Here is a 12930-nt window from a genome sequence, read left to right on the forward strand (position 1 = left end):
GTGGCACCCGTTGCGGATGAGCGAGGGCAGGACGAAGGCGTCGTCCTCCGGTCGCCGGGAGGCCAGGCAATCACTGAGGAGAGTCGTGTCGAGATCGAGGTCGGCCGCCTGCAGCCCTCGATCTTGATGAAGTTGCCGCAGCCCGCCGCCCTTGCAATCCTGGCGATACGCACCGCCTCCTCGGCGGTGCGGGCGCCGGAGGTGTTGGGCAGCAGGACCACGTCTTTGGGGATGAAGTCGAGGATGTTTTCATTGGTGCCTCCGCCGTCAATGCGGCGCAACGCCACGGTGATCATCCCGGAACCGCTCGCCGCAAGCATCCTGGGAATCCAATTTTTGGCGGCAAACTTTCCGGTGCCGGTAAACAAACGGCTGGTAAAGCCGTGTCCAGCGATTATCAATTCTTCATCCTGCATGGACTCAACCTCCCCCGACGAAATTTAACAATTCAAGGACATCTCCCTGCTTGAGCACCACGTTGCTCCAGTCGGCCTGTTTGACGACCCGGCCGTTATATTCAACCACCAACGAAGCGGCAGCCAGGCCCTTGCTGACCACCAGGGCCTCAATGGTGCACGCGCTCAGCGGTTCAACGGTTCCATTAATGCGTACCGCAATTTCCATAGCTCATCCTCTCGGCAAAAAAAAACCGCCTCCCCATCCTACAGGAAAGCGGCATCCGGCCATTCTTTGTGCTTCAAAACCTCGGTTCCAAGCAGGCCGCTTCCCTTCGCCGGCATTGCCCGGATCAGGTTCATAGGGTTGGATATCATCCTCTCAGCATGCGCTGCACCCCTAGCGATATAGAACTTTCCTATTCGACTCGGCCCGATTTGTCAACGCAAGTTCTTGTCGTTTGGCATGCATAACACTTTCTTCTTCCGTTGGGGGAGAGAAAAGTGTTACCCTGATTTTTCAGATTTTGTACGAATTCTTAGTATCACGAACATATATGATGGTTTGTGGGGAACTAAAATATAGACATGTAAAGCGCGTCCATCCATATAAAAACGGCCATATGGAAACGTTGACATCGCATAACATCACCGTGATGTTCCTCTCTTTGGGGGTCCTGCTCTGTGCGGCCCGCCTGCTTGGCGAGATCGCGCAGCGGCTGCAGCAGCCGGCTGTGCTGGGCGAACTGCTCGCGGGAGTCCTGCTTGGCCCGACGGTCCTGGGCAGCCTGGCGCCTGGGCTGAGCGGGTTCCTCTTCCCCTTGCAAGGCGTTAACGCCATTGCCCTGGACGCCTTTGCGGCGCTGGCGATTGTGTTGTTTTTGCTGGTAGCGGGGATGGAAGTCAATCTGTCAACGGTTTGGAAGCAGGGCAAGATCGGCTGCAAAGTCGGGATCGCCAGCATTATCGTTCCTTTTTTTATCGCATTTGCTGCCGCGCTGGTCATTCCCGAAGTGCTTGGTCGGCATGAGGAGGCCGACCCGTTGATATTCGCATTGTTCCTGGCAATTGCCATGTCGATTTCCGCCCTGCCCATTATTGCCAAAACGCTTATGGACATGGGCCTGTATCGCAGCGACCTGGGCATGGTGGTTGTCAGCGCGGCGATCTTCAACGATCTCGTCGGCTGGATCATTTTCGCCGTAGTTTTAGGTTTTATCGGTGACCCTGCCGGCAAAGGCAACGCTATCATGCTGACCATCGTGCTGACGCTGGCATTTGCCGGAGCAATGCTGACGGTCGGCCGCTGGCTGATTCACAAGGTGTTGCCGTTTGTGCAAGCTTACACCCGCTGGCCTGGCGGCGAGCTGAGTTTTGCGTTGATCCTGGGGCTGCTCGGCGCTGCATTTACCGAGTGGATCGGAATTCATGCGATTTTCGGCGCATTCATCGCGGGTGTGGCTATTGGAGACTCATCCCACCTGCGCGAGCGCAGCCGGGTGATCATCGATAAGTTTGTTTCGTTCATTTTTGCCCCTGTTTTTTTTGCGAGCATCGGCCTCAAGGTGAACTTCTTGACTTATTTCGACTTCCGCCTGGTTTTGACGCTCCTTTTGATCGCCTGCGTATGCAAACTCGCCGGTGGCGCCATAGGCGCCCGGTGGGGAGGAATGTTGCCCCGGGAAGCTTGGGCTGTCGGTTTTGCGATGGTTTCCGTAGGCGCCATGGGGATCATTGTGGGAATCATCGCCCTGGAAGCAGGGATCATCCGTCCGCGACTGTTTGTCGCCTTGATCGTTATGGCCATTGTCACGTCCATGCTCAGTGGCCCGTCCATGCGGCTGCTTCTCCGCGCCGAAAAAAAATGGCGGCTGCGGGATATATTATCGTCGAAGCTCTTCCTGCGGGAACTCAAAACCACCTCCCGTCGCGAGGTCATCCACGAAATGACGGTGACGGCATGCGAGGCGGAAGGTTTGGAAGGTTTGGACGCACAAGGCGTGGCCAAAGCCGTCTGGTCGCGCGAGGAGGCGCTGAGCACCGGCATTGGAAATGCCGTGGCGATCCCCCACGCCCGTATCGAGGGGTTGCAGCGATCACTGGTAGTGGTCGGTATTTCCGCGACAGGAATCGATTTCGACGCGCCGGATGGCAAGCCGGCCAAGGTGATCTTTCTGATTCTTACGCCCGGTAACGATCCCAGCCCGCAACTGGGACTTGCTGCCGAAATAGCACGCCTGTTTCGCGATGAGCGCATGGCCGACAACGTGGTCCGCACGAAGAACTTCACTGATTTTTTGGCGCTGTTGCGTGCCGGTACCCAATAATTACAATAATTACAATAAGTAAGGGGCCAAGTCTGCGCTTGACGCGATTAAATAATTCCTTTAATGATTAGACAGGCCGTAATGAATCAAGGGCAGACGCGATCCTATTTTTTGACCCTATTTTGACCAGCACGTCAATGGATGACCCTATTTTCCCTGTTTTTATCAAAGGAGGTGCGCGAAATGAATTTTAGCCCCGACCTCGGTAGCCCGATAACCAATACCCGTTTGCGCAATACCGGCCATGTTGCCGATGTGTCTGGTATGTGCGCCGTCTGCACCGCCGATTGCATCGGCCCCTGCGAGATAGGCCTCTCGGCGGTACGCGGTTCGGAAGCGATCCTGCCCTTCTCGGCTGACACAAACCAGTTTGCTTCCGAGAAGCGCTACCCCCTCGATTTTTCCCACTTCAATATTAACGGCAGGGTATTCGGCGCGATCGGGCGTCCCTCCGATCCGTACGAAGCAAGTTACCCGAACGCCGATATCTCTTCCTCTTTCGGCGCTGTTCAATCGGTTCCGGTCAAGGCTCCCTTTATCCTCCCAGCCATGGCCAAATTGGCCTGGAAGGAATACTTCGCCGGAGCCGCAATTTCCGGGGTGCCCGTCGTCATCGGCGAGGATGTAATCGCCAAGGACAACGGACTTGTCGTCAGCGGTCACAGGGTTATCAAGGCGCCGTTGATAGACGAAATGGTTTCCATATTCAGGCGTTACCAGAATGGTTTCGGCGATATCATGCTTCAGGCCAACTTTGACGATGAATATCACGGCGTACTCGAGTACGCCATTGAACGGCTTGGCGTCAAATCCGTAGAACTGAAATTCGGCCAAGCCGCCAAAGGGATCCAGGGCATGGGTCGGGTTCCGAAAATCGAGGACGCACTTCGATTCAAAGCGCTCGGTTACATCATCCTGCCGGATCCGACAAACCCCACGGTCGCCGAGGCCTATTCAAAGGGAGTCGGCCCCGTGTTCGAAAAAATCGGCAAGCTTCCCATGTGGACCCCCGAAAATCTCATCCAGAGGGTCGCAGTACTGCGTAAGCTGGGCGCCGAGCGCATCTGTTTCAAGACAGGCCCTTTCGACCCTCGGGACATTGCCACGATTCTCGGGATCGCTTCGGAAACTGGCATCGATCTGGTAACACTCGACGGCGCAGGCGGTGGAACCGGCCACAGTCCAGCCAAGATGATGAACGAATGGGGCATGCCGACGGTAACGCTTGAGGCCATTATTTACCGTATCTTGCGCGGATTTGAACAAGCCGGAAAGCCGCTGCCACCGATCGCGATTGCTGGGGGTTTTGCAACCGAGGATCAGGTTTACAAAGGTCTGGCCCTCGGAGCGCCATACGTCCGCATGGTGGCCATTGGCCGCGCTGCCATGGCCGCGGCTACCGTAGGGCGGCAAGTAGGAGAGGCCCTCCGGAACGGTTCCGTACCCAAAGAATATGCCCGCTTTGGCTCGACCGTCGAGGCAATATTCGCTGATTTCCGCCTTCTCAAGGCTGAATATGGCGACGAGACCATGCATATCCCGACTGGGGCTTTAGGGCTTTATTCTTATCTGAACCGCGTATCGGTCGGCCTCAAGCAGTTCATGGCCCTGAATCGAAAATTCGCACTTCGGTATATCGACCGTGAGGATATTGTGCCCCTTACTGAAATTGCCGCGAGGGCAACCGGCCTGGCTACGTATGACGAACTTTTAAACACACCACCCAAAGATGGCACAAACGAGGGTTCTTATTGAAACCACCTTGGCACCAATCTCTTATAATTGCTGTCACTGCTGTCCGATACCCTTGAAAAAAAGAGGATATTGGACAGAATCAGGCGTAATCGGCAGAACTTCGAAGGGATGGTCGGTCCATTCCCATAAAAACAAATCATGAAAACAAGACTAATCAACTTTTGGGAAAGGTTAAGGACGAGTTTCTGGTTTATCCCCGGCCTGATGGTTTTTTCGGCAATCGGATTATCGTTTCTTATCATCGCCATGGATAGAAGGGTTGAACCGGATCAATATCGTCTTTTTGGCCTCTTGTATAACGGAGGAGCGGAAGGGGCGCGTGTTGTTTTGTCTACGATTTCCAGTTCGATGATAACCGTTGCCGGAGTCGCATTCTCAATTACCATTGTCGCCCTTACCCTGGCTTCCTCACAATTCGGGCCCCGTTTGTTAAGGAATTTTATGCGGGACACGGGCAATCAGATCGTCCTCGGTACCTTCATCGCTACCTATATTTACTGCTTGATTGTCCTTCGATCAGTCCATAGCGCTGGGGAAGATGTTTTTGTGCCGGATATCGCAGTTACCTTTGCGATGGCCCTCGCTTTAGTAAACGCCGGCGTGCTGATCTATTTCATTCATCATGTTTCCACTTCGATACATGCGGACCGGGTGATTGCGGCAGTGAACGGTGAACTGTCGGGTCATATACAGCAGCTTTTCCCCGATGAATTAAAAGATGAAATCGAGAAGATCGAAAATGACAGGCGCAGGCCGCAAACAAAAGCAGCCAGACATCATCAATTCCATGACATGGCCGCTTCCCAAAGCGGTTATTTGCAAGCTATTGACATGGACACGCTTATAAAAATCACCACAGAGAGTGACTTTATCATTCACCTCCCGTATCGACCGGGAGATTTCATTGTGGAGGGCGACACACTGGCTAGGGTGGAGAGCGTCCAACAGGTCGCTGACGACCTTGCCGAAAAAATTGTCAACGCTTTTATTGTCGGTCAGCAGCGCACCCCGGAGCAAGACGCAGAATTTGCAATTCATCAACTTGTTGAAATCGCCTTACGCGCCCTTTCACCCGGCATAAATGACCCCTTCACAGCGATTACATGCGTTGATCAGCTTGGCTCGGCGCTATGCCGCTTGACGGGCAGAGCATTCCCGTTAGCCTACCAATATGATGACGACGGTAAACTCCGGGTCATTGCCAACCCGCTGACTTTTGAAGGGGTCACCAACGCCGCTTTTGACCAGATTCGCCAGTTTGGCCGCACGAGTGTTGCCGTGACCATTCGGCTATTGGAAACATTAAAAACCGTCGCAGCGCATGCCCGCAATACAGAGCAGAGAGAGGCCGTGCTTCGGCAGGCTGACATGATTGCACGTGGGAGCATGGCGTCATTACCGGAAAAAAATGATAAGCATGATGTTCAGCAGCGTTACCAGGCCTTGATCGATGCACTCAATCAACACGCACTATCCGATAAAACCCATCCATTTCCTACACATGGAAACACTTGATTTGCTGAGGGATAGGAAGTAAGTTTATTTCACAACCCGATCGTATAACCCGGCTGATTCAGCCGACGCAAAATACCGCACGACCATTTGGCACGGTCAACTGCCGGAAACGTTTTGTTTATGGACGAAATTACATTTGAGGATTTCCTGAAGGTTGAGCTTCGTGTCGGCAGGATCATATCGGCCGAGGGGTTCCCGGAGGCTCGGAAGCCCGCGTACATCCTTCAGATAGATTTCGGCGCTGAATTCGGGATCAGAAAGTCCAGTGCACAAATTACAGATCTCTATGAACCCGATGACCTCATTGGCAAACTGGTGGTCGCTGTAGTGAATTTCCCCCCAAAACAAATTGGGCCGATAAAATCACAGTGCCTGGTTACAGGGTTTTACAACGCGTCCGGTTATGTCGCGCTTTGTGTGCCTGACAAGGCTGTGCTTGTCGGTACAAAACTGCTATGAAAAAGGGAGGAAGTGATGTGAACGGCTCACAAATCATCGTCGAGATGCTGCAGCAATACGGTGTCAATGTCATCTTCGGCGTACCCGGAGACACGAGCATCCCCCTTTACGAAGCCCTTCACGATAAGGGCGGCGCCATCAGGCATGTCATGGCCAGGGATGAACGATCCGCCTCCTTCATGGCCGATGCGTACGCGCGCCTGTCGCATAAACCCGGCGTCTGCGAATGCCCCAGCGGCGCCGGTCCCCTGTACGCGCTGCCGGGCATTGCCGAAGCGAATGCCTCTTCGATTCCGGTCATCCTTATCACATCGGACATACCGCTGTCCGGCGAGGGAAAGAAAACCATTACCGAACTCGACTGCCAGAGGCTGTTCGCTCCGGTGACCAAATGGTCCAGCCAGATCAAACAGGTGGACAAACTGCCGGAGACGATTCGCAGGGTATTTCGGATCGCCACCACGGGACGACCAGGGGCCATTCACCTGGCGATTCCCCAGGAAGTACTGACCGGCGTCTATACGGGCAGCCCGAAAGATCTCTATGCCGAAGCAGACTGCTGCAGCTATCCGGCCTATAGAACCCGTGGCAGCCGTAAATCCCTTGAAACGCTTACCGGACACCTGGAAAAGGCGCAAAGACCGGTGATTATTGCCGGCGGCGGCACCAAGCATTCCCAGGCCGGCGATGAAATCCTTCAACTGGCCAAGATGCTCAACGCACCGGTCGTGACGACGATATCCGGCCAGGGCATCCTTGCCGACCACCATGAAATGGCGCTCGGTGTCATCGGCGACAATGGTTTCCACCCCCACGCCCATCAAGCCGTCGAACAGGGCGATGTACTGCTTTACATCGGCTGCAAGATGGGATCGGTATCCACGATCAACTGGCAGATGCCATCGCCGCAACAGGAACAGATCATCCTGCAGATCGATCTGGATCCGGAATTGCTGGCCAATAACTATCGCAACACCCACAGCGTCGCCGGTGATGCGAAGCTGGTCCTGCAGGATTTGATCGCCCTGCTGAAAATCAATCACTTTAAGGCCAACCAAACCTTTTGGATCGATGAGCTGAATCGTTCAAGAAGGCAGTTCTGGAGCGCGTCCGAGGCGGTACTCCATTCAACGACGGTTCCGCTCAAGCCGCAACGGGTCGTGCACGCCTTGAATCAACGCATATCCGCAAACGCCGTCATCATTGCCGACGCCGGTACACCGACGCCTCACATCTCCCGATACCTCAGACTCCAGGGCCGCAACGCCACATTTATCATCCCCAGGGCCTACGGTGGCCTGGGATATGCCGTGCCCGCCCTGGTGGGCGCTCACTTCGCCCGGCCCGATGCGCAGTTGGTCGGTCTGTTCGGCGACGGCAGCCTGGGAATGTCGGCAGGAGAAATTGAGACGTTGGCCCGGCTGAAGATTCCCGCAGTATTGATGCATTTCAACAACGGGTGCTTCGGCTGGATCAAAGCACTCCAGGCACTGCATGCCAAGGAGAAATTCTATTCGGTGGATTTTTGCCCCACCGACCCGGCCAAGGTGGCCGAAGGGTTCGGCGTCAAAGCCTTGCGGATTCAAACCGCCGATGAACTGGAGGCCGGGCTGGACATGGCTTTTGCCATGGAAACGCCGGTATTTCTTGACATTGTCAGCGAAAGCGAAGTGTCGGAACTGCCCCCTGTCTTTACTTGGCAGAAAGCAGCGGAAAAAAACAAGAAGCCCATCGTTCACACATGATGACCGCTGGATCGCGTTTTTATCAACCCAACAAGGGGAATTGAAAAATGAGAATCGTGGTCGCAGGAGGAGGCTGGGCGGGTTGCGCCGCAGCGCTTTCAGCCAGGAAACAAGGCGCCGACGTGGTGTTGCTGGAACGAACCGACATGCTTCTGGGAACCGGCCTTGTCGGTGGCATCATGAGGAACAACGGCCGCTTCACGGCCACGGAGGAGCTGATCGCCATGGCCGGCGGCGAGATATTCCAGGTGATCGACAACAACCTGCTGCACAAAAATATCGAGTTTCCCGGTCACCACCACGCTTCGCTTTACAACGTCGCCACCATGGAGCCGTTGATCAAAACGTTCCTGGCGGAAAGTGGTCTGAAGATCCACACGGCAACCCGGGTCACCGATGTGGAGATGAAGGCGGATCGCATTCTGGCCGTCTCGGCTAAGCAACTCAAAAAGGCGATCCGATTCGAGGGCGATGCCTTCATCGACACCACCGGTACCGCCGGACCGCCGGCCAACTGTACGAAATACGGGAATGGGTGCGCCATGTGCGTGCTGCGCTGCCACAGTTTCGGGGGCCGCGTCAGCCTGGCCGGCAAAGCCGGCTGCAAGGAGATGAACGGGGAGAAGAACGGTCAGATCGGTGCATTCAGCGGTTCGTGCAAACTTCATAAAGAGTCCCTCTCAAAGGCGATTCGCGACCGGCTCAATGGGCATGGCGTGGCGGTCGTTCCCCTGGGTGAGGCGCAGAAGGTCAAGGGCAAACTGGCCTTAAAGGCCTGCCAGCAATACGCCATCGCCGCGTTCGAGGAAAATGTCGTGTTGCTCGACACCGGGCATGCCAAGCTGATGAGTCCTTTCTTCCCTCTGGACCTTTTGCGAACCATTCCCGGCTTCGAACATGCCCGCTACGAAGATCCCTATGCGGGCGGTATCGGTAATTCGGTCAGGTATTTCGACATGTCGCCCCGTGACGATACCCTCAAGGTTGCCGGTGTGGAGAATCTGTTCTGTGCCGGGGAAAAGGCCGGGCTCCTGGTGGGACACACCGAAGCGATATGCACCGGCACCCTGGCCGGGTACAATGCCGCACAATACGCAAAAGGTCGTGCCTTGACGACACTGCCTGATTCGCTGGCCATTGGCGACGCCATCCGGCATGTTCGGGAACAAATGGTCGAAAAACGCGAACGCGGCCTGAAATACACCTTCTCCGGCTCGGTCTATTTCGATAGGATGACCGCACTCGGGCTCTATTCGACAGATAAGCTGGCTATCGCCAAAAGAGTGAAAGCGGCCGGCGTGGGCGGCATTTTTCAATCATAGACAGCATCGAGGAACACCGAAAAGGGGGAGATATGGTCGAGTTGACTGCCGCGCATTGGATTTATCTGCTGGGGGTTATAGCGGTGCTGGTAACCATGACGCTGAGGAAGGAGACGCCGCTGATCTGCATCGTCAGCGCGTTCATCCTGGCCCTCGTCACCACGGGAAGTCTCATCGGGGCTGTGCAGGCGGTATTCAATGCGGTGCAGGTCGCCTTTGCCGAACTGCTGGGCGTCGTACTGATCATTTCAATCATTGTCGCCATGGCAAAGATGCTCGAAGAGACGGGGATTGCCAATCAGATATTCACGCCGTTCAGGGCCATGCTCAAGGGGCCGTTCATTGCCTTCTGGGTGATGGGGGTTGTCATCATGGTCAGCGCCTGGCTGCTCTGGCCGTCGCCGGCCATCGCTCTGGTGGGCGCCCTGCTCCTGCCGGCGGCCCTCAAAGTGGGACTCCCGCCGATTGGTGCAGCCATGGCGATCAGCATGTTCGGTTACGGGGTTGCCCTGACCACCGATTTCGTTATCCAGGGTGCGCCCAGCATTGCGGCCAAGGCCGCAGGCGTTGCGGTCACGGATGTCATGGTGAAGAGCATCCCCCTGGTGATTGTTTGGGCCGCGATTGCGCTGCCGTTGTCTTTTCTCTCCGTGCGCAAAGAAATCCTGAAAAACGGAGGAAGACCGATCGAATCGGATCTCTTCGCCTGCACGCCCGAAGAGCAATGTGAAATCGACAAATGGACGGCCGCCGCACCGGGCTTCAAAAGAGTGGCGCCGTGGGTGATCGGCATGTTCTTTCTGTTGAACATCGTGGCCATGCTGGCATTGAAACTCAGGGGCGGCGATGCCACCTCTCTGTTGGGCGGCACCATCGCCCTGATCATGGTCATCGTGGCCATCGGCGTTTATGGGAAGGAAGGGCTTGAAAAATTAACCGAACACGGGCGGAACGGATTCAGGTTCGGCATTAAAATTTTTACCCCCGTCTTCTTTATTGCCGCATTCTTCTTCATGGGTGCACCGGGTTCGGCCAAGGCCATATTCGGTGAAGGGGCCCGCGGGCTGCTGTTCGATCTGGGTCAGGCCTTCGCCGGCATCATTCCCATCGGTAAAGTCACCGCAGTCATAACCCAATCCATCGTCGGGGGCATCACCGGCCTCGACGGCTCAGGTTTTTCCGGGCTGCCCCTCATCGGCTCACTGGCCCAGGTGCTTGGGGCGCCCGCTGCCCTGGACACGCCCACATTGACGGCGCTCGGGCAGTTTTTCTGTATCGCCGTGGGCGGCGGCTGCATCGTCCCCTGGGCGCTCATCCCGGCCGCTGGCATCACCGGCACCGATCCGGTTGAAGTGGCCCGACGCAACCTCATCCCCACCCTGGCAGGGCTGGTTGGTGTGATCGTCGTCGCCGTGATCATGCTGTAGACTGGAATCCATCGAAGAGGCCTAATTTTCGAGGAGGACGGATATGAGTTTTATTATCTCGTTAATCATTGGCGGGCTCGTCGGCTGGCTGGCGAGCATAATCATGAAGACCAACGCCCAGATGGGCTTGATCGCCAACGTGCTGGTGGGCGTGGTGGGCTCACTGCTGGGTTTCTGGTTCGCTGGATTGCTGGGCATCGTGCCCACCGGCGGCATCCTGCGTTTCGTGGTCGCGGTCGCAGGCGCGGTGCTGCTGATCTTCATCCTGGGCAAACTCGGCTTCTTCCGGAAGCGGTGACCCTGTCAGCCCCACGGGCTCTCCCACCGAACAGGTCAATGCGGTATTTACGAACCGTGTGCATATTTCGCTATGCTTACGACCAGATCATGTAAAATTTTTCCCAAATCATATAACATAAAAGAAACAATAGGTATTCATTGTCACACACGCAAACCGATGAATGCCATGCTGCCGATGCTAATTTCCCCATTGATTGAAATCAGTTAAGTAAAAAATCAACCCATTTTAAAAAAAGATGCACTTGGTTCATTTTTTGCTTTTCTCTCGGCCAGTCGATCAAATCCCCAGCCAACAATCTGGAAAGGAATTCCATGCTCCGGTTCGGCGCTGCGCCCGAAAAAGCCTGTGAAATGGACCTCGACGATATTTTCATCTCCAGACTCAAGCTGCTGATCATTATGATACGGTCCTGTTTGGAAGGTTATCCCATGGGGGTGGTGCGCAGGATGGCTGTCGTCAGTAACGCAGGCTACATCGCCGCCGAAAGCATCGATCTGGAGGAGTTGATTCCCCTTGGCGACAAACCGCCGCTTAAAGACGGAATGAACTTTGACCATATATTCTACCAGCGGGTTAAACTGATGGCCTCCATGGCCAAAACAATCGGCAAGCGTTATCCCATGGGTGAGCACCGCAAAATGGCCTTAGCAGACAACCTCGATATAATCTGCGGCACCCTGGGCTTCTCGAGCGGGGTAAAAAAGGTCGAATTCCTCAAAGTAGCCTGATACAACCCACACGGTTAATGGATGAGACCACAGGGAGTAGACCTCACTGCGGTCTTTTTTTGTCCATGGGGAAAGCCGGAGTAATTCTGACCGTTGGCCGTCAACGATTCAGAGAATCGTACGGCTGCCTCCACCGTTCCGCTGCCGCGCTGAACTGCGCCCGCTTTTGCAGCGTTCGGATTTATTTCAACGTCTCTTCCAGAAATTCAGCAAAACGCTTCCAGGACTTCTCATCCGCATCCTTTCTGTAGCGCTCGGAACCGAATACGGTAAACGCATGGGGCGCTCCGCCGTAGGCGATCATTTCGTGCGGCACGCCCTTCTCCTCCAGCTCCTTGGCCAGCATGGCAAAATGATCCATGGTGATGCTCGAATCCGCGGTGCCATGGAGAATCAACAGCCGGCCTTTGGTGTTGCCGTAATCCTGGCCTTCGGGCGTGCTCAATCCGCCGTGGAAGGTGACAAATCCTTTCATGTCAGCCCCTGCCCGGGCAAACTCGAGCACAGCGGCACCACCGAAGCAGTAGCCCATCGTAACGGCGTTGCTCACGTTTGCGCCCCTGGCCCTGGCAGCATCCAGTGCGCCGTAAAGCAGGCTGCGCATGCGTTCACGGTTCTTGTATAACTCCCCGGTATGCTCGCGCCTGTCTTTAACTTCAGTGGGCCTGATTCCGGCACCGAACAGGTCGGCAGCGAAGACCGCGTACCCTTTTTCAGCCAGCATATCCGCCCGTTTGATTTCATAATCGGTAAGGCCATCCCAGTCATGGATCAGCAGCACGAATGGGGCATTGTCCGCCGGAGAGATAAAATAGCCTTCGAAGGCCTCCCCCTTCACGTCATAAGGTACAACCTGGCCGCCCGCAAAGGCAGTGGTTGTGAACATCGCCAGAAACAGTATTGCATATGGTATTCTCATCGTTACCTCCTGTCAGTGAATGCGATTGGTTGGTCGG

General features: G+C 55.4%; 11 protein-coding genes, 1 pseudogene and 1 riboswitch. Of the genes and pseudogenes, 9 read left to right on the forward strand and 3 right to left on the reverse strand.

Annotation, left to right across the window (positions count from 1 at the left end):
- Positions 1-416: pseudogene (locus R6V78_RS12215) on the reverse strand (hypothetical protein); the annotation flags it as partial.
- Between the two features lie 4 nt (positions 417-420).
- On the reverse strand, positions 421-624 hold the full coding sequence (gene thiS, locus R6V78_RS12220) for a sulfur carrier protein ThiS (RefSeq protein WP_410289638.1): 204 nt from the start codon (positions 622-624) through the stop codon (positions 421-423).
- A gap of 84 nt (positions 625-708) precedes the next feature.
- Positions 709-807, reverse strand: a riboswitch (TPP riboswitch).
- A 211-nt stretch (positions 808-1018) separates the two neighbouring features.
- Here thiS and R6V78_RS12225 point away from each other — a divergent pair.
- The 9 genes from R6V78_RS12225 (at position 1019) to R6V78_RS12265 (ending at position 11974) form a co-directional block, all read left to right on the forward strand.
- A complete protein-coding gene (locus R6V78_RS12225) occupies positions 1019-2722 on the forward strand; it encodes a cation:proton antiporter (RefSeq protein ID WP_410289639.1) in 1704 nt (567 codons plus the stop codon).
- Positions 2723-2863: 141 nt separating this feature from the next.
- Positions 2864-4477 (forward strand): glutamate synthase-related protein, encoded by a 1614-nt coding sequence (locus R6V78_RS12230; protein ID WP_410289640.1) that lies wholly within the window; start codon positions 2864-2866, stop codon positions 4475-4477.
- A 138-nt stretch (positions 4478-4615) separates the two neighbouring features.
- Complete coding sequence (locus R6V78_RS12235) at positions 4616-5992, forward strand: DUF2254 domain-containing protein (RefSeq protein ID WP_410289641.1); 1377 nt, start codon at positions 4616-4618, stop codon at positions 5990-5992.
- 120 nt (positions 5993-6112) lie between these two features.
- A complete protein-coding gene (locus R6V78_RS12240; protein ID WP_410289642.1) occupies positions 6113-6451 on the forward strand; it encodes a tRNA-binding protein in 339 nt (112 codons plus the stop codon).
- Between the two features lie 17 nt (positions 6452-6468).
- Positions 6469-8196, forward strand: coding sequence for a thiamine pyrophosphate-binding protein (locus R6V78_RS12245; protein WP_410289643.1), 1728 nt, complete (start codon positions 6469-6471; stop codon positions 8194-8196).
- Positions 8197-8243: 47 nt separating this feature from the next.
- Positions 8244-9518, forward strand: a complete 1275-nt coding sequence (locus R6V78_RS12250; protein WP_410289644.1) for an FAD-dependent oxidoreductase — start codon at positions 8244-8246, stop codon at positions 9516-9518.
- A gap of 32 nt (positions 9519-9550) precedes the next feature.
- A complete protein-coding gene (locus tag R6V78_RS12255; RefSeq protein WP_410289645.1) occupies positions 9551-10945 on the forward strand; it encodes a hypothetical protein in 1395 nt (464 codons plus the stop codon).
- Between the two features lie 43 nt (positions 10946-10988).
- A complete protein-coding gene (locus tag R6V78_RS12260; protein ID WP_410289646.1) occupies positions 10989-11243 on the forward strand; it encodes a GlsB/YeaQ/YmgE family stress response membrane protein in 255 nt (84 codons plus the stop codon).
- A gap of 314 nt (positions 11244-11557) precedes the next feature.
- The gene (locus tag R6V78_RS12265) at positions 11558-11974 is read left to right on the forward strand and encodes a hypothetical protein (protein ID WP_410289647.1); all 417 of its coding nucleotides are present in this window, start codon (positions 11558-11560) and stop codon (positions 11972-11974) included.
- Between the two features lie 181 nt (positions 11975-12155).
- Here the strand turns inward: R6V78_RS12265 and R6V78_RS12270 are convergent, their stop codons facing one another.
- On the reverse strand, positions 12156-12893 hold the full coding sequence (locus tag R6V78_RS12270) for a dienelactone hydrolase family protein (protein ID WP_410289648.1): 738 nt from the start codon (positions 12891-12893) through the stop codon (positions 12156-12158).
- Positions 12894-12930: the final 37 nt, after the last annotated feature.

This window comes from Desulfosarcina sp. (assembly GCF_046496365.1).
Taxonomy (GTDB): Bacteria; Desulfobacterota; Desulfobacteria; order Desulfobacterales; family Desulfosarcinaceae; genus Desulfosarcina.